Annotated in this window: 23 protein-coding genes and 1 pseudogene; 22 read left to right on the top strand and 2 right to left on the bottom strand. The window is 61.3% G+C overall.

All coding sequences use genetic code 11. The features are described 5' to 3' along the window. The first annotated feature begins 28 nt into the window (after positions 1 to 28). The 9 genes from mltB to AAY24_RS14250 all read left to right on the top strand — a co-directional run bounded on the left by mltB (position 29) and on the right by AAY24_RS14250 (position 6,772). Complete coding sequence (mltB, locus tag AAY24_RS14285; RefSeq protein ID WP_046860265.1) at positions 29 to 1,033, top strand: lytic murein transglycosylase B; 1,005 nt, start codon at positions 29 to 31, stop codon at positions 1,031 to 1,033. After that, positions 1,033 to 1,863 carry a septal ring lytic transglycosylase RlpA family protein gene (locus AAY24_RS19590; protein ID WP_046860264.1) on the top strand — a complete coding sequence of 277 codons (831 nt, stop codon included), beginning with the start codon at positions 1,033 to 1,035 and terminating at the stop codon, positions 1,861 to 1,863. The genes mltB and AAY24_RS19590 overlap by 1 nt, the downstream gene beginning before the upstream one ends. 178 nt (positions 1,864 to 2,041) lie before the next feature. Then, positions 2,042 to 2,173, top strand: a complete 132-nt coding sequence (locus AAY24_RS19555; protein ID WP_257720820.1) for a hypothetical protein — start codon at positions 2,042 to 2,044, stop codon at positions 2,171 to 2,173. Then, a complete protein-coding gene (locus tag AAY24_RS14275) occupies positions 2,167 to 3,195 on the top strand; it encodes a D-alanyl-D-alanine carboxypeptidase family protein (protein WP_335337247.1) in 1,029 nt (342 codons plus the stop codon). Before AAY24_RS19555 ends, AAY24_RS14275 begins: the two co-directional genes overlap by 7 nt. Further along, positions 3,183 to 4,094: a D-amino acid aminotransferase gene (locus AAY24_RS14270; protein WP_046860263.1), complete on the top strand. Its 912-nt coding sequence runs from the start codon at positions 3,183 to 3,185 to the stop codon at positions 4,092 to 4,094. Before AAY24_RS14275 ends, AAY24_RS14270 begins: the two co-directional genes overlap by 13 nt. Then, positions 4,091 to 4,363 (top strand): YbeD family protein, encoded by a 273-nt coding sequence (locus AAY24_RS14265; protein ID WP_046860262.1) that lies wholly within the window; start codon positions 4,091 to 4,093, stop codon positions 4,361 to 4,363. The genes AAY24_RS14270 and AAY24_RS14265 overlap by 4 nt, the downstream gene beginning before the upstream one ends. Beyond that, on the top strand, positions 4,363 to 5,031 hold the full coding sequence (lipB, locus tag AAY24_RS14260) for a lipoyl(octanoyl) transferase LipB (RefSeq protein ID WP_199930387.1): 669 nt from the start codon (positions 4,363 to 4,365) through the stop codon (positions 5,029 to 5,031). The genes AAY24_RS14265 and lipB overlap by 1 nt, the downstream gene beginning before the upstream one ends. Continuing rightward, a complete protein-coding gene (gene lipA / locus AAY24_RS14255; RefSeq protein ID WP_046860261.1) occupies positions 5,024 to 6,010 on the top strand; it encodes a lipoyl synthase in 987 nt (328 codons plus the stop codon). Before lipB ends, lipA begins: the two co-directional genes overlap by 8 nt. Positions 6,011 to 6,013: 3 nt before the next feature. Then, complete coding sequence (locus AAY24_RS14250; RefSeq protein ID WP_046860260.1) at positions 6,014 to 6,772, top strand: YdcF family protein; 759 nt, start codon at positions 6,014 to 6,016, stop codon at positions 6,770 to 6,772. A 31-nt stretch (positions 6,773 to 6,803) separates the two neighbouring features. On the opposite strand, the gene AAY24_RS18965 is transcribed toward AAY24_RS14250, so the two are convergent. After that, complete coding sequence (locus AAY24_RS18965) at positions 6,804 to 7,202, bottom strand: hypothetical protein (protein ID WP_234422183.1); 399 nt, start codon at positions 7,200 to 7,202, stop codon at positions 6,804 to 6,806. 58 nt (positions 7,203 to 7,260) lie between these two features. Beyond that, complete coding sequence (locus tag AAY24_RS14240) at positions 7,261 to 7,707, bottom strand: FxsA family protein (protein WP_046860259.1); 447 nt, start codon at positions 7,705 to 7,707, stop codon at positions 7,261 to 7,263. Between the two features lie 182 nt (positions 7,708 to 7,889). On the opposite strand from AAY24_RS14240, the gene cutA reads away from it, so the two are divergent. The 13 genes and pseudogenes from cutA (at position 7,890) to purD (ending at position 20,806) form a co-directional block, all read left to right on the top strand. Then, positions 7,890 to 8,210, top strand: a complete 321-nt coding sequence (gene cutA, locus AAY24_RS14235) for a divalent-cation tolerance protein CutA (protein WP_046860258.1) — start codon at positions 7,890 to 7,892, stop codon at positions 8,208 to 8,210. Further along, a complete protein-coding gene (locus AAY24_RS14230) occupies positions 8,198 to 10,492 on the top strand; it encodes a protein-disulfide reductase DsbD (RefSeq protein WP_046860257.1) in 2,295 nt (764 codons plus the stop codon). Before cutA ends, AAY24_RS14230 begins: the two co-directional genes overlap by 13 nt. Beyond that, complete coding sequence (locus AAY24_RS14225; protein ID WP_082117161.1) at positions 10,489 to 11,013, top strand: TlpA family protein disulfide reductase; 525 nt, start codon at positions 10,489 to 10,491, stop codon at positions 11,011 to 11,013. The genes AAY24_RS14230 and AAY24_RS14225 overlap by 4 nt, the downstream gene beginning before the upstream one ends. Positions 11,014 to 11,236: 223 nt before the next feature. Beyond that, a complete protein-coding gene (gene aroQ, locus AAY24_RS14220; protein ID WP_046860255.1) occupies positions 11,237 to 11,677 on the top strand; it encodes a type II 3-dehydroquinate dehydratase in 441 nt (146 codons plus the stop codon). Between the two features lie 27 nt (positions 11,678 to 11,704). Beyond that, positions 11,705 to 12,159 (top strand): annotated as a pseudogene (gene accB, locus AAY24_RS14215) (acetyl-CoA carboxylase biotin carboxyl carrier protein). Between the two features lie 14 nt (positions 12,160 to 12,173). Then, a complete protein-coding gene (accC, locus tag AAY24_RS14210) occupies positions 12,174 to 13,514 on the top strand; it encodes an acetyl-CoA carboxylase biotin carboxylase subunit (protein WP_046860254.1) in 1,341 nt (446 codons plus the stop codon). A gap of 52 nt (positions 13,515 to 13,566) precedes the next feature. Next, complete coding sequence (prmA, locus tag AAY24_RS14205) at positions 13,567 to 14,439, top strand: 50S ribosomal protein L11 methyltransferase (protein ID WP_052761257.1); 873 nt, start codon at positions 13,567 to 13,569, stop codon at positions 14,437 to 14,439. Between the two features lie 16 nt (positions 14,440 to 14,455). After that, positions 14,456 to 15,577 carry a zinc-ribbon and DUF3426 domain-containing protein gene (locus AAY24_RS14200; protein WP_046860253.1) on the top strand — a complete coding sequence of 374 codons (1,122 nt, stop codon included), beginning with the start codon at positions 14,456 to 14,458 and terminating at the stop codon, positions 15,575 to 15,577. A 128-nt stretch (positions 15,578 to 15,705) separates the two neighbouring features. Next, on the top strand, positions 15,706 to 16,695 hold the full coding sequence (dusB, locus tag AAY24_RS14195; protein WP_046860252.1) for a tRNA dihydrouridine synthase DusB: 990 nt from the start codon (positions 15,706 to 15,708) through the stop codon (positions 16,693 to 16,695). Then, positions 16,692 to 16,988 carry a DNA-binding transcriptional regulator Fis gene (fis, locus tag AAY24_RS14190; RefSeq protein WP_234422182.1) on the top strand — a complete coding sequence of 99 codons (297 nt, stop codon included), beginning with the start codon at positions 16,692 to 16,694 and terminating at the stop codon, positions 16,986 to 16,988. Before dusB ends, fis begins: the two co-directional genes overlap by 4 nt. Positions 16,989 to 17,076: 88 nt before the next feature. Beyond that, positions 17,077 to 18,636, top strand: coding sequence for a bifunctional phosphoribosylaminoimidazolecarboxamide formyltransferase/IMP cyclohydrolase (gene purH, locus AAY24_RS14185; RefSeq protein ID WP_046860251.1), 1,560 nt, complete (start codon positions 17,077 to 17,079; stop codon positions 18,634 to 18,636). Between the two features lie 50 nt (positions 18,637 to 18,686). Then, complete coding sequence (gene lpxA / locus AAY24_RS14180; protein ID WP_046860250.1) at positions 18,687 to 19,463, top strand: acyl-ACP--UDP-N-acetylglucosamine O-acyltransferase; 777 nt, start codon at positions 18,687 to 18,689, stop codon at positions 19,461 to 19,463. A gap of 56 nt (positions 19,464 to 19,519) precedes the next feature. Continuing rightward, positions 19,520 to 20,806 (top strand): phosphoribosylamine--glycine ligase, encoded by a 1,287-nt coding sequence (purD, locus tag AAY24_RS14175; RefSeq protein WP_046860249.1) that lies wholly within the window; start codon positions 19,520 to 19,522, stop codon positions 20,804 to 20,806. Positions 20,807 to 20,846: the final 40 nt, after the last annotated feature.

Raw genomic sequence — 20,846 nt, 5'->3', positions numbered from 1 at the left:
CACCGCATACAGGCAAAAGGAACTAGGCATGCTAAAGACCCTGACAAGAATCGGCTTTCTGGCAATCCTGTCGTGCTGCACCCCGCTCATGGCCTCCACCCCGGCAGCCGACACGGAGGCACTGCTCCAGGAGCTGGCCACCGAGAAGGGCTATGCGATCGAAGACCTGCGCAGACTGCTGCAGGGAGCCAGCCGCAGCCAGCGGGTTATCGACAGCCTCAACCGTCCGGCCGAAACCATCCATACCTGGAAAACCTACCGGCCCATATTTCTCAAGCAGAACCGCATCGACGCGGGCGTCGCCTTCTGGAAGCAGCATCAGGAGACCCTGGAGCGGGCTGAACAGACCTACGGTGTTCCGCCGGAGATCATCGTTGCCATTATTGGAGTCGAAACCTTCTACGGAAAACGGCCAGGCAGTATCAGCATCCTTGATGCCCTCTACACCCAGGCCTACCACTATCCGAAACGCTACCGGTTCGGACGCAACCAGCTGAAGGCGTTCCTACAGATCCTGATGGAGGAGGAGATGGAGCCCAGCATGGCGGTTGGCTCCTACGCCGGCGCCATGGGAATGCCCCAGTTCATCCCCACCAGCTATCTCAGCTATGCGGTCGACTTCAACGGCGACGGCAAACGGGATATCTGGAGTGATACCGAGGATGTGATCGGCAGCGTGGCCAACTACTTCAGCAAACACAACTGGCGCAAAGGCGAGCGGGTCGTCCTGCCGGCCAATACCGTGGAGGCGGGCCAGCCTTTCTACATCGAACCGGCCCAGCGGACGGCAAAACCGGCTACCCCGCTGGCGGATCTGGTGGCGGCCGGCATCCTGACCCAGCCGGAGCCCCCACTCCCGGCCGATACCCTGGCGACCGTCCTGCATCTGCAAGGTGCCAAGGGGTCTGAATTCTGGCTCGGGCTGAATAACTTCTACGTCATCACCCGGTACAACCACAGCAACCTTTACGCCATGGCGGTCTACCAGCTGAGCCAGGCGATACGGTCACAAAAACAGGGGTCCGGGAACTGATGTCTCTGGTCACGACAAACAGATCACTGCTCCTGGCTCTGCTCTGCGCCGGCCTGCTCACTGCCTGTTCAGGTCGTGCACCGGTACTGTCCGGCAGTGACAGCGCGCCGGCCCGTCGACTGGACCCCAACACCATCGCCGATGCCACGCCACGGGCGGAGCCGAAGAGCACGCGGGGCAACCCGGCCTCCTATGTGGTGCTGGGGAAACGCTACTATACGTTGCCCAGCAGTCGCGGTTATATCGAGCGTGGCATCGCCTCCTGGTATGGCACTAAATTTCACGGCCGCTCCACCAGCAGTGGTGAGCCGTATGACATGTATGCCATGACGGCCGCCCACAAAAGCCTGCCCCTGCCCACCTATGTGCAGGTGACCAACCTGCGTAACGGCCGCAGCGCCATTGTCAAAGTGAATGATCGCGGCCCGTTCCATGATAACCGGCTGATAGATCTCTCCTATGCCGCCGCCACCAAACTGGGCATCGTGGCCGAGGGCACCGGCCTGGTGGAGGTGCGGGCACTGGATCCGGGCACCCCGACGACTCCGGCGGAGTCCCCGGTGATCCTGGCCAACCAGGCCAGTCTGCCGGCACCGCCCGCCCTGTTCGTCCAGGTCGGCGCTTTCAGCAGCCGCCACAACGCCAACCAGCTGAGCCAACGCCTGGCGGGATCACTGAGCCAGCAGGTGCGCATCCAGCAAGTCGATAACCAGGGACAGCGGCTGTACCGGGTGCAGATCGGTCCGCTTGCCAGTGTCGAACAGGTGGATGAACTGAGCCAGAGCCTGCCCCGGCTGGGTATCATGGAGACCCAGGTGATCATCGACTGATCACAGGAGCCGGAACGCCCCTGAAACGGCTGATCCGGGATCGTTGTCCGAATCCCTCAATCTTTGGCCGCGATTTTGCGCCGCCATTCGCGTTAGAATAGAGCGCCAACAGACAGAACCTCGTCCGTTTTGTGCTGTCATTAGCTGCTTCAGGCCCAAGTAACTGATAAGGACTACCATGTTTGTACGCACCACCAGAATCAACCTGCTCTCCCTGCTCGCATTTATCTTTCTGACGCTCGCCCTGCTGCCGGTCGCCGCCGCACCGGTGCCGGCGCCCCCAGCGTCGCCGCCACGGGCCACCTGCTGATCGATTTTGACAGCGGCTATGTGCTGGCAGAGAACAATGCGGAGCAGCGACTGGAGCCGGCCAGCCTGACCAAAATCATGACCGCCTACGTGGTCATGAAAGAGATCGAGGCGGGCCAGGTGACCCTGCAGGATCAGGTACTGGTGAGCAAAAAGGCCTGGCGCACGCCGGGCTCGCGCATGTTTATCGAGGTGGGCAAAAAAGTCTCCCTGGAAGATCTGCTCAAGGGCATGATTATCCAGTCCGGCAACGATGCCAGTGTTGCGCTGGCTGAACACATTGCCGGCAGCGAGGAGACCTTCGCCAACCTGATGAACGACCACGCCCGACGCCTGGGGATGGTGAATACCCACTTCGTCAACAGCACCGGCCTGCCGGCCGACGAGCACTACACCACACCGCGGGACATCGCCCAGGTGGCCCGCGCCACCATCCGGGAGTTTCCAGAACTCTACAAGTGGTACGCCACCAAGGAGTTCACCTTCAACAATATCAAGCAGCACAACCGCAACAAGCTGTTGTGGCGCGATGATGCGGTGGACGGGGTCAAGACCGGCCATACCGAAGCCGCCGGCTACTGTCTGGTGGCGTCGGCCCAGAAAGATGGCATGCGCCTCATCTCGGTGGTTATGGGAACCAAAAGCGAGGATGCCCGGGCCAGGGAGAGCCAATCCCTGCTCAACTACGGCTTCCGCTTCTACGAGACCCACCGACTCTACGGTGCCGGTGAGAAACTGACCACCACCCGGGTCTGGAAGGGCAGTCAGGAGCAGCTCCGCCTCGGTCTGACCCGGGATCTCTATATCACCATCCCCAGAGGCCAGTATCAGAATCTGAATGCCGGCATGCAGCTCGAGCCACAAATCATCGCACCGGTCAGCCCCGGCCAACCGTTGGGCAAACTGAACATCTCCCTGGCTGGCGAGACCGTGGTGGAAGAGGATCTGGTGGCACTGGACCCGATTGAGGAGGGCGGTCTGATGCAGACCGTCAAAGATACCGTCCTGCTATGGCTGGAGTAGGCCACAACCGCAGCCCGGCTGGACCGCCGGAGATCTATCTGAATGGCCGTTTTCTGCCCCCCGATGAGGGTAAGATTTCGGTCATGGATCGGGGTTTTCTGTTCGGTGACGGCGTCTACGAAGTGATTCCCTGCTACGCCGGACGCCTGTTTCGGCTGGAGCACCACCTGCAGCGTCTGGACAACAGCCTGCACGGTATCCGCATGCCCAATCCCCTGGACCGGGCGCAATGGCAGGCGATACTGGAACGGCTGATCGCCCAGTTGCCGGGGGCCGATCAATCGATCTATCTGCAGATCACCCGCGGCTCCAGCGGGCGGCGGGAACACGCAATTCCCAGCGGGATCGAGCCGACCGTGTTCGCCATGACCCAACCGGCAGTCTATCCGGACGCCACCACCCTGGCGACCGGTATCAAGGCGATCACCCTGGATGACACCCGTTGGAAACACTGCGATATCAAGGCGATCACCCTGCTGGCCAATGTGCTCCTGCGTAGCGAGGCAAAAGACCGCGGGGCAGCGGAGGCGATCCTGATCCGGGACGGTTTTGCCATCGAGGGGGCAGCCAGCAACCTGTTTATCGTCCAGGCCGGCCAGATCATCACCCCGCCCAAGAGCGATCACTTGCTACCGGGAATCACCCGCGACCTGGTGCTGGAACTGGCACAACAACACCAGCTCCCCTGCCGTGAAAGCCCGATCAGCCGGCAGATGCTGGACCGTGCAGACGAGGTCTGGGTGACCAGCTCCAGCAAGGAGGTGACGGCGGTGGTGGAACTGGATGGGCACCCGGTTGGAAATGGTCGGCCCGGCCCCATATACGGGCGCATGGCCCGCTTTTACAGTGACTACAAGGCCCTGCTTCAGACGGGCCGGTTAGCATCCGGAATGACATGAAACAAGAACGCGACACACTGCTGGAGTTCCCCTGCCAATTCTCCGTCAAGGCGATGGGGCTCGCCAGCCACCCGGACTTCGAGGCCCTGATCACCGAGATCGTTGCCACCCATGTACCGGATCTACCCGGCGATGCCTGCCGCAGCCGGGCCAGCAGCAATGGAAAATACCTGTCCGTCACAGTCACTTTCCAGGCCACCAGCAAGGCCCAGCTGGATGCAATCTATTACGCCCTCACCGACCATGACGACGTGGTGATGAGTCTCTGATGGGCAGTCGTCCTGCCCTGCCGCCGCTGATCCGTGAACTCGGCCGGCAATCCTACGAGCCGGTCTGGCAGGAGATGCAAACCTTTACCAACAATCGGGATGCGGACACCCGGGATGAGATCTGGCTGGTGGAGCATCCACCGGTCTTCACCCTGGGACAGGCCGGCAAACCGGAACACCTGCTCAACCCGGGTGACATCCCGGTGATCAAAACCGACCGGGGCGGCCAGGTCACCTACCACGGCCCGGGACAGCTGGTCGCCTATCTGCTGCTCAATCTGCGCCACTACGGCCTGGGGGTGCGCCAACTGGTCACCCTGATCGAGCAAAGCATTGTGGATCTGTTACAGACTTACGGGATCGACTCCAGGGCGCGCCCGGACGCGCCCGGCGTCTACGTGAACGGCAGCAAGATTGCGGCACTTGGCTTGCGGGTGCGGCACGGCTGCAGTTTTCACGGCCTGAGCCTGAATGTGGACATGGAGCTGGAGCCTTTTAACCGTATCAACCCCTGTGGCTATCCCGGCCTTCAGGTGACGCAACTGCGCGAACTGACCGACCCCGAGCCCCTGTTTACCGTGGGTCAGCGGCTGGCCAGCCACATTTTGGGCCGACTCGGCTACAATCAACACCAACAGACCACAGGCGATAACCGTTCCCATGAGTAAACTTGAAGATTACAACGCCCCATCACGGGCCACCCCGGAGACCCACCAGCGCGGCAGTGAGAAGCTGGCCAGAATTCCCGTCAAAGTCGAACCGACCCGGGAGATGCCCCGTAAGCCGGCCTGGATCCGGGTGAAGATGCCCAGCGGCGAACGGGTCAGCCAGATCAAGCAGATCCTGCGCCAGAGCAAACTCAGCTCGGTGTGCGAAGAGGCCGCCTGCCCCAACCTGGGAGAGTGCTTCAGCCACGGCACCGCCACTTTCATGATCATGGGCGATATCTGCACCCGGCGCTGCCCATTCTGCGACGTGGCCCACGGCAAACCAAAGCCGTTAGATCCCCAGGAGCCGATCGAACTGGCTGAAGCGGTGAAGGCGATGCAGTTGCGCTACGTGGTGATCACTTCGGTCGACCGGGACGATCTGCGGGACGGCGGGGCCGGCCACTTCGTTGACTGCATAACCGCACTGCGTGACACCAATCCGGAGACCCGTATCGAGATCCTGGTACCCGATTTTCGGGGCCGCATTGATGTGGCGCTGGATGCCTTCGCGGAGACCCGGCCAGACGTGTTCAACCACAACCTGGAGACTATTCCCCGACTCTACCGCCAGGCGCGACCGGGGGCCGACTACCAGGGTTCGCTGGACCTGCTGGCCCGTTTCAAGGAGCGCCACCCCGAGGTACAGACCAAATCCGGCTTGATGCTGGGCCTGGGCGAGACTACCGAGGAGGTGCTGGCTGTCATGCGGGACCTGCGCGACCACCAGGTCAATATGCTGACCCTGGGTCAGTATCTACAACCCAGCCGGGACCACCTGCCGGTGGACCGGTTCGTCACACCACGAGAGTTCGACCAGTTGCGTCAGCAGGGCGAAGCGATGGGCTTTTCCAACGTGGCCAGTGGCCCGCTGGTGCGCTCCTCCTATCACGCCGATCTGCAGGCCAACCCACTACTCGACCGCGATCACAAGGAGTAATCGATGGATCAGGAGATTGTCTGGGCCCTGAAAACCCTGTTACTGCCACCCGGCATACTGGTACTGCTGGGGCTACTGGGCCTGATACTGGCCGGCCGACTGATCGGCAAGCTGTTGCTGTTCACCACCCTGGCAGCGCTCTATCTGCTATCAACCCCCTACATTTCCGGCCAGTTGATGGCCAACCTGGAAACCATATCCGCGCTCACCAGAGACCAGATCCGCAGCACGGACGCCCAGGCGATCGTGGTACTGGGCGCCGGTCGCCGGGAAGCGGCGCCAGAGTATGGTGGCCAGGATACCGCCAACTCCCTGCTTCTGGAGCGCCTGCGCTACGCCGCCTGGCTATCCCGTAACACCGGCCTGCCGTTGATCACCAGTGGCGGCTCACTACACAGCAGTGGGCCCAGCGAGGCCACTATTGGCCGGGCCGTACTGGAGGGTGAGTTTGGGGTCAAAGTGATGCTCACCGAGGATCGAAGCCACACCACCCGGGAGCAGGCGCTGATCCTGAAACCGCTGTTGGAGCAACACAATATCCACAAGATCCTGCTGGTGACCCACGCCTGGCACATGCTGCGCGCCCTGGATGTGTTCGAGGCGGCCGGCATCCGGGTTCAGCCGGCACCGACGGCATTCGCCCACGGCCCGAGCGAGCGCGCCAGCTACTACGACTGGCTGCCCACAGAAAGGGCTTTCCGGGACAGCTATTTCGCCCTGCATGAACAGCTGGGACGGGCCTGGTATCGACTGCTGGACTGAGCAGACCGGGATGGCTGTCTGAGCGGGCTGGCTATCTGACCGGGTCGGGCAACTGCCGGACCGCACAGCCGGGCCGCCACAGACGGCCGAACTGGTGCACCGCTGGCAGCACATCGCCACTCACCCAGAGCTGCTCGCCCCCTCCGTGGCAAGCACCCCGACCACACCACTGCGACTCAGGCTGATAGGGGGCTTCAGCCCCGGCTCCACACCGATCACCGGCAGGGCGAACTCCTGCCGCAATGCGGCGATTACCGCCGCCGTGGCGGTATTGCAGGCCACCACGATTGCCCTGATCCACCAGAAACCGGCCGATGGCCGGGGAACGCCGTCGCACAACTTCGGGCGGTTTGCTGCCGTAGGGAAGATAGCCGTTGTCCGCCACGTAGCAGAGTGACGCGGCCGGCAACAGGCGACGGATTTGGTGCAATACCGATAGGCCACCAATACCGGAATCAAATACCCCGATCGGCCCGGATCACGTCAGCTCAATCGTCATCCCGATGGAATTCGCCTTCGATCACCCGGGGATTTTCATTGCGCTGCGTGGAATCAGCATCCCCCACCGGGCGCATGGTGCCCGAGCGCTTCAGGAACCAGACAATCATGGCGCGCCGGACCGGCGGCACCAGGCAGAGAAAACCGAACAGGTCGGTAAAAAAACCGGGCAGCAGCAACAGAATGCCACTGAGCAGCAACACCACCCCTTCCAGCATCTCAATGGCCGGAACTTCGCCCCGATCCATGCCGGCCCGCACCCGCATGGCGGTGGAGAAACCCTGCAAACGGACCAGCGCACCACCCAGTACTGCGGTGAAAACGGTCAGCAGGATGGTTGGCAGAGCGCCGATCTGGGAACCAACTTCAATGAGAAAATAGAGTTCGACTAGCGGGATGCCGACAAACAGCAGCAGAAGCAGGAGTAGAGGATTCATGGGGGCAGAGCTTACGCCCCGAAACCGCACGATTCAAGATAACCACACCCTTATCCGGGCTACTGCACTCTTGGCGCGACAACACGGCCTCCCCGACCCGATCCGGGAGGCCATTACCATGCTAAATATAAGTATTTATTTCGATTTTGCGCACGACCGATCAATCCTGTATCTTCCGGCTCATGCCCGTGGACAAGCTTTTGATCTACTGTACCTGCCCCGACCAGGAAAGCGCCGACAGGATCGCCGGCCAACTGGTGGAACAACGACTCGCCGCCTGCGTCAGCATAACGGCGCCGATCAAATCGATCTATGTCTGGCAGGATAAGCTTGAAAAGTCGGAGGAGTACCTGTTGCTGATAAAGAGCACGCAAGCACGCTATGCGGATCTGCAGCAGACCATAATCTCTCTCCATCCTTATGAACTACCGGAGATTATTGCGGTCCCTGTACAGCAAGGTCTACCCGCTTACCTTCATTGGATTGATGTATGTACACAATAAAAAAATTAAATGCACTGTTTTTGTTACAGATCCTACTGTTACTACCGTTATTCAGCACCGCCCAGGCAGAACAGCCCGACTACCTGACACCCCAGCAGGCATTCAAGCTGAACACCGCTGTCGAGGGTGCTGACAATATCCGTCTCACCTGGCAGATTGCCGAGGGATATTACCTCTACCGCAACAAGCTCAAGTTCACCAGCCAGACCCCCGGCATCACCCTGGGGGAAGCCCGTTTCCCAGCGGGTAAAAACAAGCATGATGAATTTTTCGGTGATGTGGAGATCTACCGCAACTCGGTCTCCATCCAGATCCCCATCCAGCGTGCAGCCGACGCCGGTGACAACCTGGTATTGACGACCGTCTCCCAGGGCTGCGCCGATGCCGGACTCTGTTATCCGCCACAGAAACAGGATGTCTCCCTGAGCCTGCCCCCTGCCGGTGGCCAGGCAATGGGGGCATTGGGCAACCTGGGTCAAACCCTGGGCATCCAGGAAGAGGATGAGATACCCTCCCCGGAGCAGGCTTACCAGCTCTCCGCCACCGTTGAACAGGCCGACCGCATTCGTCTGAACTGGCAGATCGCTCCAGGCACCTACCTGTATCAGGACAAAATCGGTGTAACGCTAAAGTCAGGTGATGGTGTACAACTGGGCCAGTTCAAGCTGCCCCCCGCCGAAATCAAACAAAACGCCCTGAAACCTGATGGCTCCTTCGGTGATCTGCCGGTTTACCACGACAGCATTGATCTGCCATTGCCGCTCATTCGCAGCAGCAGTGACGTTACTGATATCGAGCTGCAGGTAAATTATCAGGGCTGCGCCGAGGCCGGCGTCTGCTACCCACCTGCCCGCAAGGTTTTCGCATTGACCCTGCCGGCCCTGAGCGCCGCCCAGGCCAGCGCAGCGCCGCAGCAACCACAACAGGCCATGGCGGCCACCGCGGTGCAGACCTCCAGTGCCGCAGGGGAACCCCAGTCCGAAATGGACGAGATCGCCTCCACCCTGGCCGGCGGCAACACCCTGTTGATCACGCTGCTGTTCTTTGGCCTGGGACTGGCACTCTCACTGACCCCCTGCGTCTTCCCCATGATCCCGATCCTGTCCGGGATCATTGCCGGACAGGGCACCGGCATCACCACCTACAAGGCCTTCATCCTGTCGCTGGTCTATGTACTGGCCATGTCGGTCACCTACACCGGGGCAGGCGTGCTGGCGGGGCTTTTCGGACAGAACCTGCAGGCCGCCTTCCAGGACCCCTGGATTCTCAGCTTCTTCGCCCTGGTATTTGTCGGTCTGGCGCTCTCCATGTTCGGTTTCTACGAGTTGCAACTGCCCAGCAGCTGGCAGAGCAAACTGACTGAACGGAGCAACAAGCAGTCCGGCGGCAGCCTGGTGGGTGTGGCCATTATGGGCTTCCTGTCCGCCCTGATTGTCGGCCCCTGTGTTGCGCCACCCCTGGCGGGCGCACTGATCTATATCGGTCAGACCGGTGACGCCCTGCTGGGCGGCCTGGCCCTGTTCGCCCTCGCCATGGGTATGGGCACACCACTCATCATCATCGGCACATCCGCCGGCAAATACCTGCCCCGGGCCGGCAGCTGGATGGACAAGGTCAAGGCGGTGTTCGGTGTCGGCATGCTGGCGGTTGCCATCATCCTGCTGGAGCGGGTCGTGCCAGCGGATATCGCCATGTTGCTATGGGGCATCCTGCTGGTGGTCAGCGCCATCTACATGGGCGCAATTGGTGAGCTGCCGGTAGAAGCGTCCGGCTGGGATCGGCTCTGGAAGGGTCTGGGCATGGTACTGCTGATTTACGGCAGTCTGATGTTGATCGGTGCAGCGGCAGGCGGCAAGGATACGGTACAGCCACTGCGCGGACTGTTCGCCGCCGGCACTACCAGTGAGTCGGCCCATCTGCAGTTCAAACGGATCAAGACCGTAGCCGACCTGGAACGGGAAGTGGCCGCAGCCAGCAGCGCCGGTAAACCGGTGATGCTCGACTTCTACGCCGACTGGTGCGTCTCCTGCAAGGAGATGGAACGCTACACCTTCAGCGATCCGCAGGTAATGGCCGCACTCTCGGATGCCGTTCTGCTGCAGGCGGACGTCACCGCCAATGATGAACAGGATGTGGCCCTGTTACAGGGACACTTCGGCCTGCCTGGACCTCCCAGCATCATGTTCTATGGCCGGGATGGCCAGGAACGGAAAGGTTACCGCGTAGTCGGTTTCAAAGCAGCTGAGGAGTTCGCCAACCACGTAAGGAGCGCCCTGCAATGAGAATGCGTTATGTACTGATGCTCCCCCTGTTAGTGAGCCTGGGATTCCTGGCCGGTTGTGAGCAGGAGCCGACGCCGGCCAAGCCAAACCTGACCGGGAATGCCGAAAGCCAAATGCCGGCTTTCAGTTTCCCGGATCTGGATGGCCAGCAGCAGTCCAGCGACCAGTGGGCCGGCAAGGTCCTGGTGGTGAACTACTGGGCCACCTGGTGCCCACCCTGTCGCAAGGAGATGCCGCTGTTTATCGAGACCCAGCAGAACTACCAGGACCGGGGCGTTCAGTTCGTCGGCATCGCTATTGATGATCCGGACATGGTGCAGGATTTTGTCGATGTCTACGATATCGGTTTTCCCATCCTGATCGGCAGCACCAAAGCGATCGAGCTCTCCAACCGCATGGGGAACCGGTTCGACTCACTCCCTTTCACCGTCATATTCGATCGCCAGGGGAAGACCCGGTACATCCAGTCCGGCGAGATGAAGCGTGAAGTGCTGGAGAAGGAGCTGAACGCGGTACTTTAGTTAGAAATGTGGGCCCGGCCCCTGACAAATGTGTCATGAATCACGGCCGGGCCCATTTTAATTGTTTAATTCCTGATTTATTTTCGCCGATCTTGGCGTGATCTTCGCTAAAATCTGGACAAACTAACTCCACTCCGTCAGAATTTACCCCTAGATTGATCTTACATCCCCAGCCGCTTCAGGCGTGCAACGGGGCGAAACACCATCTGTCGGGAAAACTATCATGGCGACCATTCTGGTACTGAACGGCCCCAACCTGAATCTACTGGGAACCCGTGAACCGGAACTGTATGGCCAGGAGACACTGGCCGACATCGAGGAGCACCTGACCCATCTCACCCAGGGCGCCGGCCACAGCCTCACCTTCACCCAGAGCAACGCGGAGCACGAGCTGATCGAGCGGATCCACCGCGCCCGGGATGAGCAGATCGCCTATATCATTTTCAATCCGGCAGCCTTCACCCACACCAGCGTGGCCCTGCGCGACGCCCTGCTTGGGGTGAACATACCCTTCATAGAAGTGCACCTCTCGAACGTTCATGCACGGGAGCCGTTCCGCAAGCACTCCTATTTTTCCGATATTGCTGAAGGCGTCATCAGCGGCCTGGGAGTGCAGAGTTACGAGCTCGCACTGGCCGCCGCCCTCAAGCGTCTCAGCACCTAAGCAACCGAACCGGGATTTACAACCACCATGGATATCCGCAAAGTAAAAAAACTGATCGAGCTCATCGAAGAGTCGGATGTTGCCGAGATCGAAATTCACGAAGGCGAAGAGTCGGTACGCATCAGTCGGGTCAGTTCGACCATGCCGCCCGTCGCCATGAGCGCACCGCAACCCCAAATGGCACCCGCCGCGCCCCCGCCGCCGCTCCGGCGGCCGAAGCCGCCGGCGAGGCAAAACCGGAACTGACCGGTCACGCCATCCGCTCCCCCATGGTAGGCACCTTCTATCGCTCCCCGACCCCCACCTCCAAACCCTTTGTTGAAGTGGGACAGCAGGTCAACGTGGGCGAGACGCTCTGCATCATCGAGGCGATGAAAATCCTCAATCAGATCGAGTGTGACAAGTCCGGTGTAATCGCCAAGATTCTGGTGGAAAACGGCCAGCCAGTGGAATACAACGAGCCCCTGTTTATTATTGAATAAAGGCCCCTGTCGCTATGATTGAAAAAATCGTCATCGCCAATCGGGGCGAAATCGCCCTGCGCATTCTGCGGGCCTGCCGGGAACTGGGCATCAAGACCGTGGCCGTGCATTCGGAGGCCGACCGGGAGCTGAAGCATGTCCGGCTGGCGGATGAGACTGTCTGCATCGGTCCCGCCCCCTCCGCCGGCAGCTACCTGCAGGTCCACTCCATTATCAGCGCCGCCGAGGTGACCGACGCCATGGCCATCCATCCCGGCTATGGCTTCCTGTCGGAAAACGCCGATTTCGCCGAACGCGTCGAGGAGAGCGGCTTCATCTTTATCGGCCCGAGGCCGGAAACCATCCGCATGATGGGTGACAAGATCACCGCCATCGAAGCGATGAAAGAGGCCGGCGTCCCCTGTGTACCGGGCTCCGACGGGCCGCTCGACAGCGACGAGCGCAAAACCCTGAAAATGGCCAGCGAGATCGGTTATCCGGTCATTATCAAGGCGGCCGGTGGCGGCGGTGGACGGGGCATGCGCGTGGTCCACGCCGAAGCCAACCTGCTCAATGCCATCTCCCTGACCAAGGCCGAGGCGGGCGCCGCTTTCGGCAATGACACGGTCTACATGGAAAAGTACCTGGAGAATCCACGCCACGTGGAGTTCCAGGTTCTGGCCGACACCCACGGCAACGCCATTCACCTGGGGGAACGGGACTGCTCTATGCAGCGCCGACACCAGAAAGTGGTGGAGGAAGCGCCGGCACCAGGGATCTCCGAAGAGCTGCGCAACCGGCTGGGGGAGCGCTGCGCCGAGGCGTGCCGCAGGATCGGCTACCGGGGTGCCGGCACGTTCGAGTTCCTGTATGAAAACGGCGAGTTCTATTTCATCGAAATGAACACCCGGATTCAGGTTGAACACCCGGTTACTGAGATGATCACCGGGGTGGACATCGTCAAGGAGCAGTTGCGTATCGCGGCAGGTGAGGAGCTGGCCTATCGCCAGTCCGACATCCAGATCCGTGGTCACGCCGTGGAGTGCCGTATCAACGCCGAAGACCCGGAGAGCTTCATGCCCAGCCCGGGGGATATCACCCACCTGCATATTCCGGGCGGTCCCGGCATTCGGGTCGACACCCACATCTACGACGGCTACCGGGTGCCACCCCATTACGACTCCATGATCGGCAAGCTGATCGCCCATGGTGAAAACCGGGCTTCCGCCATTGCCCGCATGCGCACCGCCCTGTCGGAGATGGTGGTGGACGGAATCAAGACCAACATTCCGTTGCAGCAGCGCATCATGCAGGACGAAGCGTTTGCCCGGGGTGGTGCCAACATTCACTACCTGGAAAAGAAACTGGGTCTCTAACAACCGCGTATCACGGCACTGGGTCTGACATCCCTGCCGACTGGAGTTGATCGTGCCCTGGATACAAGCCCATCTCACCACCGGCAAGGAGCAGGCCCCGCTGATCGAACTGCTGTTCGAAAACCTGGGTGCCCTCTCCACCACCCTGGAGGATGCGGAGGACGAACCGCTGCTGGAACCCGGGCCGGGCGAGCTGCCGATCTGGCAGCGGACCCGGGTCACCGGCCTGTTTGAAGGCGACATCGACAGCGATGATCTGCGCCATCGCATCAACCAGACACTCAACAGTGACGTTACCCTGACCCTGCAACTGGAAGTGCTGGAGGATCAGGCCTGGGAACGGGCCTGGCTGGACAATTTTCACGCCATGTCCTTCGGCCAGCGCCTCTGGGTCGCCCCCCAGGGCAAGCGTCCGGAGCAGCCCGATGCGGTGATCGTGGAGTTGGATCCGGGACTCGCCTTCGGCACCGGCACCCACCCCACTACCGCACTCTGCCTGCAGTGGCTGGACCGGACACCACCGGAGCAGCTGGAAGCGATCGACTTCGGCTGCGGCTCCGGCATCCTGGCGGTGGCGGCACTCAAACTGGGGGCCCGGCGGGTGTACGCCACTGATCACGACCCCCAGGCACTGCAGGCTACCCGGGCCAATGCGGAAAAGAACCAGGTACTGGGACGGCTGCAGCTGTGTGACAGCGGGGAGTTACAACCGGTGGATCTGGTCATGGCCAATATCCTGGCCGGCACCCTGATCGAGCTGCGGGATCTGCTGGCCGGACTGACCCGTCCTGGCGGTCGGATCATTCTTTCCGGCATCCTGAGTGAACAGGCCGAGCGGGTAAGTGACGCCTATGCCGACGCCTTCCACATGCAGCCGCCAAGGCAACAGGAGGAGTGGGTGCTGCTGGAGGGACGGCGAAAATGAACGGAGCGGGTTGAGCGTGTATACCCAGTGTCCACACTGCCAGACCCTGTTTCGTATCAGCGCCGAGCAGCTGCAGGCGGCCGGCGGCCAGGCGCACTGCTGCCGTTGCGACCGGATATTCAGCGCCGTGGCCAATCTTCGGGAACCGGAGCCGGATGAGACGTGGTCGGAGCGGGATCTGGCCGATGCCGATACCACTACCGAACAGCAGAACCTGGAACTGCCCTTTGACGCCCCGCCCGCCGAACCGGAACGGTTTGAGCAGCCCAGCGACCTGTCGGAACTGATGCAGGCACTGAAAATCACCCCTGACCAACCGGTTGACACCGCAGATCGATCCACGGCGGATGATCAACTGGCGATGGATGATGAGCGTGATCCGTTCGAACCCCCCTTTGTGGTGGACGAACCGGAGCTGGATAGTGTACAGATCGGACTCGATTCCCAACTCACCGACAGCAATGCGCCGACACCGACCACTGATGAGCCATCCGAGACGGCAGCCATCAAACCCCTGGATGATTACTGTGTTTCAGCGGGTATCCCCATCGTGCCGCAGGAACACCATTCGGACTCATCGACACCGTTCCCTATCCCGCCAAACCTGCCGGAGCTTCCGCCCACTGAAACCGACCCGCTCTCCCTGGATGAGAGCCTGTCAGAACAGGCGCACAGCGGCAAGCATCTGTTTGGCTGGTCCCTGCTCATTCTGCTGTTGTTGGTGACAGCCCTGGGCCAGCTGGCCTGGTTCGGACGCGATCACCTGCTCCGTTACCCGGCCGGTCGGGAGCTGCTGGAGGCGACCTGCAACCTGCTGCCCTGCCAGCTGCCACCCCGCCATGAACCGGAAAAGCTCCAGGTCATCACCCGCGCCATGACCAGTCATCCGACCCGGGACAACGCCCTGCTGGTAACCCTGACCCTGCGCAACAACAGTGAGTTCCCCCAGGCCTGGCCGCAGCTGGAACTGAGCCTGCTGGACCGGGGTGGCAACCTGGTCGCCCGACGCAGCTTCGGGCCGACCGAATACCAGCACCGGGCCACCGAATTACTGCAGCCCGGCATCCCCCACAACCTGCGCCTGGAACTGGTGGACCCGGGCAGCCGGGTGGCCGGCTTTCAGTTCGACTTCCGTTAACGCCCCCCCGCCACTGCCGCCAACCAGACGGCCCGCCGGGTTAGCGCTTGTCCACCCCCGCCGATCGTCGTACCATAGCCGACTCTCTTTGCGGCCACTCCTGAATCACTCGACTTTGTAACGACACAATGCGCATTGGTCCCTACCAACTCGACAATAACCTGCTGGTTGCCCCCATGGCCGGGGTCACGGACCGCCCGTTTCGCCAGCTCTGCCGCCGTCTCGGCGCCGGCATGGCAGTCTCCGAGATGATCTCATCCAACGCCGCATTGCGGGGCAGCCGCAAGACCGTGCGCCGCCTCGATTTCGCCGGCGAACCCGGCCCCATAGCGGTGCAGATCCTGGGGGCCGACCCGGTCGCCATGGCGGAAGCGGCCCGTGTCAACGTGGCGCATGGCGCCCAGATCATCGATATCAACATGGGTTGCCCGGCGAAGAAGGTGTGCAAGGTGGCAGCCGGGTCGGCACTGCTGATGGATCCCCCCCTGGTGGGGCGCATTCTGGATGCGGTGGTCCGGGCGGTGGAGGTACCGGTAACCCTGAAAATCCGCACCGGCTGGGACCCGCAGCACCGCAATGGAGTGGAGATCGCCCGCATTGCCGAGGGCAGCGGTGTCCAGGCCCTGGCGGTACATGGGCGGACCCGGGCCTGCGGCTTTTCCGGACAGGCCGAGTACGACACCATTCGCTCGATCAAACAGGCCGTCTCCATTCCGGTGATCGCCAATGGCGACATCGATTCGCCGGAAAAAGCAAAAAAGGTACTGGAACAGACCGGTGCCGATGCTATTATGATCGGCAGGGCTGCCCAGGGGCGGCCCTGGATTTTTCGCGAAATCACCCACTACCTGGAAAACGGGGTAACGCTTGCCCCCCCTGAACCGGGGTGGATTCGCGATATCCTGTTGCAACACCTGGAGAATCTGTACCAGTTTTACGGCGAGTTTCAGGGGGTGCGCATTGCACGTAAACATATCGCCTGGTACAGCAAGACCCAGCCTGGGGGGGCGCTCTTCAGACAGCGCGTGAACACGACCGACTCAACGGAAAAACAACAAGCCCTGGTCATGGAATTTTTTGATCAGCTGGCCATAAATAATAAGGAGCGGGCAGCATGACAATGGATGCATTACTGGTGCAGGAACCCAACAAAACTCACTTTTCAGTGGCCAAAAACAAGACTACAGCCCCCCTGCGGGAATGTGTCAGGGATGCCATGACCGGATATTTGAAGCAGCTGGGTGGCCATACGGCGGCCAACATTTACCAGATGGTGCTGGCCGAAGTAGAGCAACCACTGCTGGAAACGGTCATGACCCACACCGAGGGCAACCAGACCCGGGCGGCAGAAATGCTGGGTATCAGTCGCAGCACGCTCAGAAAAAAACTGGCGCTCTACGATCTCGACTGAGCCCGGTCCAGGTATGAAACGAATTAACTACAACGCGGCCCGCCGGCCGCGTTTCCATTAATCATCCAGCAGAAGCAGGTTCAGGATAATGACAGCAATCAGCCGAGCCCTTATCAGTGTCTCCGACAAATCCGGTATCGTGGAGTTCGCCCGGGCACTTCATCAGCGTGGTGTAGAGATCCTCTCCACCGGTGGCACGGCCAACCTGTTGGCCCAGCAGAACATCCCGGTTACCGAGGTTTCGGCCCACACCGGATTCCCGGAGATGATGGACGGCCGGGTCAAGACCCTGCACCCCAAGATCCATGGCGGCATCCTTGGCCGACGGGGTATTGATGACGCCGTCATGGCGGACAACGGCATCGCCCCCATCGACATGATTGTGGTCAACCTCTACCCGTTCGAGCAGACCGTAGCCAATCCTGACTGCGACCTGCCGACCGCTATCGAAAATATCGATATTGGCGGACCCACCATGTTGCGTGCCGCCGCCAAGAACCACAAAGACGTCACCGTCATCGTGGACGCCGCCGACTACGACCGGGTGCTGCAGGAGATGGACGCCAACAACGGCAGCGTCAGCGACGCTACCCGTTTCGATCTGGCGGTCAAGACCTTCGAGCACACCTCCAACTATGATGGCGCCATTGCCAACTACCTGGGCGCCCGGGTCAGCGGCGAAACCGCCGACTTCCCCCGTACCATCAACCTGCAGTATCAGCAGGTCCAGACCATGCGCTATGGCGAGAACCCCCATCAGAAGGCGGCCTTCTTTGTGGAGCGCGAGCCGGCCGAAGCGTGCATCGCCACCGCCCGGCAACTGCAGGGCAAAGAGCTCTCTTACAACAATATCGCCGATACCGATGCCGCGCTGGAGTGCGTCAAACAGTTCCATGAAGCCCCCGCCTGCGTGATTGTGAAACACGCCAACCCCTGTGGCGTCGCCTTCGGCAGTGACCTGACTGAAGCCTATCAGCGCGCTTTCAGTACCGATCCGGAATCGGCCTTCGGCGGTATCATTGCCTTCAACCAGACACTGGACGCCAAGACCGCCCAGGCCATTGTGGACCAGCAGTTTGTCGAGGTGATCATCGCCCCACAGGTGGCCGACGAGGCGGTGGCGGTGGTGGCCGCCAAGAAGAATGTGCGACTGCTCGCCTGTGGTGAATGGAACAAGGAGTCGACCCACCGCCTGGAGATGAAGCGGGTCAACGGCGGCATGCTGGTACAGGATGCTGACCTGCAGCTGTACAACGAACTGAAAGTGGTAACCAAACGGGCACCCAGCGAGACCGAGATGGAAGCGCTGCTATTCAGCTGGCGGGTGGCCAAGTTCGTCAAATCCAACGCCATTGTCTACTGCCGTGACGGCATGACCATCGGCGTCGGCGCCGGGCAGATGAGCCGGGTCAACTCGGCCCGCATCGCCGGCATCAAGGCGGAACAGGCCGGGCTGGAAGTTCCGGGTTCCGTAATGGCCTCGGACGCCTTCTTCCCGTTCCGGGACGGACTGGACAACGCGGCTGCCGCCGGTATTCGCGCGGTGATACAGCCGGGAGGTTCCATGCGTGATGACGAAGTGATTGCTGCCGCCGATGAGCACGACATCGCCATGGTCTTCACCGGCATGCGCCACTTCCGTCACTGATCGCCTGGGGCGGGCGGCGCTGTTCTGTTGCCCGCCCCGGACAGAGCGTTATGAACATACATCCAACCGCCATCATCCATGACAGCGCCCGCCTGCATGAATCGGTTCAGGTGGGCCCCTACTCCATTATCGAGGCCGATGTGGAGATCGGCGCAGGGTGCCGTATCGAGAGCGCCGTGCGTATCTATCAAGGGACCCGTATGGGAAGGGAAAACCGGGTATGTCACGGCGCCGCGCTCGGATGTGAACCCCAGGACCTGGGATTCGTGCCGGAGAAGAGCCGCCCGCTGCTGATCGGCGACCACAATCAGTTTCGTGAGGGGGTCAACATCAGCCGCGGCGTGAAAACCGACGGCGGCACCCGGATCGGCGATCACAACTACTTCATGAGTGGCTTTCACGCCGGGCATGATTGCCGACTTGGCAGTCACAACATCTTCGGTTCCAACAGCACCCTGGCCGGCCACGTGGAGTTGGGGGAACACATTTTCATCTCCGGGCTGGTGGCCATCCACCAGTTCTGCTTCGTCGGTGACTACGTCATGATCGCCGGCTGCGCCAAAGTGGTAAAAGACATCCCCCCCTATGTCACCTGTGATGGCAATCCGGCCCGTGTTGTCGGGCTCAATTCGGTGGGATTACGCCGCGCAGGCGTGCCGGCGGCCAATCGCAGCGCCATCAAGCAGGCCTACAAGCTCCTCTACCACTCGGGGCTGAACACCAGCCAGGCGCTGGCGGAGCTGAAACAGCAGGCTAACAGCCCGGAGAGCGAAGCCATAATGCATTTTTTTGAACAGAGCGACCGGGGCGTGACGGCGCACCGCTGAACGCCGGCAGACGCACCCATCTCTACCCATTTAGTTAGCAGGCAGGTTAAACGCACATGAACATCCTGATTATCGGCGGCGGTGGTCGCGAACATGCACTGGCATGGAAGGCTGCCCAATCTCCCCTGGCGGATAAGATTTTCCTGGCACCGGGTAACGCGGGCACCGCACTGGAGCCGTCCATGGAGAATGTACCGATCGGTGTCGAAGAGATCGACAAGCTGGTCCAGTTCGCCCGGGAAAACCGCGTCGGCCTGACTATCGTCGGCCCGGAAGCCCCCCTGGTGCTGGGGGTGGTGGACGCATTCAACGCCGCCGGCCTGAAGTGTTTTGGCCCGACCCAGGGCGCCGCCCAGCTGGAGGGCTCCAAGGCCTTCACCAAGGACTTCCTGGCGCGCCACCAGATTCCCACCGCTGCCTACGGCAACTTCACCGACGTGGACCAGGCCCTGGAGTACCTGCACCAGGTAGGCGTGCCGATTGTGATCAAGGCGGATGGCCTGGCGGCCGGCAAGGGCGTGATCATAGCCCACGAGATGGGCATGGCCGAGGAGACCGTGCGCGACATGCTGGCGGGCAACAGCTTTGGCGAGGCGGGACACCGGGTGGTGATCGAGGAGTTCCTGAGTGGGGAGGAGGCCAGCTTCATCGTGATGGTGGATGGCCAGCACATTCTGCCCATGGCCAGCTCCCAGGACCACAAAGCGCGGGATAACGGCGACCGGGGCCCCAATACCGGTGGCATGGGCGCCTACTCCCCGGCACCGGTGGTTACCCCACTGATGCATGAACGGATCATGGAGCAGGTGATCCGACCAACCGTCGCAGGTATGGCGGCCGAGGGACTCCCCTATACCGGCTTCCTCTACGCCGGCGTCATGATCGACGCCAACGGCACCCCCAAGGTGCTGGAGTACAACTGTCGCTTCGGTGATCCGGAGACCCAGCCCATCATGTTGCGGATGAAATCGGATCTGGTGGAACACTGCCTGGCCGCCCTGGAGGGCAAGCTCGATACCCAAAAGACCGTCTGGGATGAGCGTGCCGCCCTGGGGGTGGTGCTGGCTGCCGGTGGTTATCCCGACAGCTATAAAAAAGGCGATGTGATCAGCGGCCTGCCGAGCCAGCCCACCGAGGGTGAAAAGGTATTCCATGCCGGCACGGCGGAAAAAGATGGCGAGATAGTCACCGCCGGCGGCCGGGTGCTCTGCGCAACCGCCCTGGGCGAGAGTGTGGCGGAAGCCCAGGCCCGGGCTTACTCGCTGGCCAGACGGATTGATTGGGACAAGGTCTACTACCGTACTGATATCGGTTATCGGGCAGTGGCCCGGGAACAGGAGTGATCTTCAACCCGGATGGTTCCCGGCAGGTTGGGCACGGAAG

The organism is Sedimenticola thiotaurini, from assembly GCF_001007875.1.
Lineage (GTDB): Bacteria > Pseudomonadota > Gammaproteobacteria > Chromatiales > Chromatiaceae > Sedimenticola > Sedimenticola thiotaurini.
This window is presented reverse-complemented; position numbering and strand designations above follow the sequence as displayed.

Excerpts from the sequence above, each read along its gene's own strand:
- mltB (WP_046860265.1), top strand. The coding sequence starts at position 29 with ATGCTAAAGACCCTGACAAGAATCGGCTTTCTGGCAATCCTGTCGTGC.
- AAY24_RS19590 (WP_046860264.1), top strand. The coding sequence starts at position 1,033 with ATGTCTCTGGTCACGACAAACAGATCACTGCTCCTGGCTCTGCTCTGC.
- AAY24_RS19555 (WP_257720820.1), top strand. The coding sequence starts at position 2,042 with ATGTTTGTACGCACCACCAGAATCAACCTGCTCTCCCTGCTCGCATTT.
- AAY24_RS14270 (WP_046860263.1), top strand. The coding sequence starts at position 3,183 with ATGGCTGGAGTAGGCCACAACCGCAGCCCGGCTGGACCGCCGGAGATC.
- AAY24_RS14265 (WP_046860262.1), top strand. The coding sequence starts at position 4,091 with ATGAAACAAGAACGCGACACACTGCTGGAGTTCCCCTGCCAATTCTCC.
- lipB (WP_199930387.1), top strand. The coding sequence starts at position 4,363 with ATGGGCAGTCGTCCTGCCCTGCCGCCGCTGATCCGTGAACTCGGCCGG.
- lipA (WP_046860261.1), top strand. The coding sequence starts at position 5,024 with ATGAGTAAACTTGAAGATTACAACGCCCCATCACGGGCCACCCCGGAG.
- AAY24_RS14250 (WP_046860260.1), top strand. The coding sequence starts at position 6,014 with ATGGATCAGGAGATTGTCTGGGCCCTGAAAACCCTGTTACTGCCACCC.
- AAY24_RS14240 (WP_046860259.1), bottom strand. The coding sequence starts at position 7,707 with ATGAATCCTCTACTCCTGCTTCTGCTGCTGTTTGTCGGCATCCCGCTA.
- cutA (WP_046860258.1), top strand. The coding sequence starts at position 7,890 with ATGCCCGTGGACAAGCTTTTGATCTACTGTACCTGCCCCGACCAGGAA.
- AAY24_RS14230 (WP_046860257.1), top strand. The coding sequence starts at position 8,198 with ATGTACACAATAAAAAAATTAAATGCACTGTTTTTGTTACAGATCCTA.
- AAY24_RS14225 (WP_082117161.1), top strand. The coding sequence starts at position 10,489 with ATGAGAATGCGTTATGTACTGATGCTCCCCCTGTTAGTGAGCCTGGGA.
- aroQ (WP_046860255.1), top strand. The coding sequence starts at position 11,237 with ATGGCGACCATTCTGGTACTGAACGGCCCCAACCTGAATCTACTGGGA.
- accC (WP_046860254.1), top strand. The coding sequence starts at position 12,174 with ATGATTGAAAAAATCGTCATCGCCAATCGGGGCGAAATCGCCCTGCGC.
- dusB (WP_046860252.1), top strand. The coding sequence starts at position 15,706 with ATGCGCATTGGTCCCTACCAACTCGACAATAACCTGCTGGTTGCCCCC.
- fis (WP_234422182.1), top strand. The coding sequence starts at position 16,692 with ATGACAATGGATGCATTACTGGTGCAGGAACCCAACAAAACTCACTTT.
- purH (WP_046860251.1), top strand. The coding sequence starts at position 17,077 with ATGACAGCAATCAGCCGAGCCCTTATCAGTGTCTCCGACAAATCCGGT.
- lpxA (WP_046860250.1), top strand. The coding sequence starts at position 18,687 with ATGAACATACATCCAACCGCCATCATCCATGACAGCGCCCGCCTGCAT.
- purD (WP_046860249.1), top strand. The coding sequence starts at position 19,520 with ATGAACATCCTGATTATCGGCGGCGGTGGTCGCGAACATGCACTGGCA.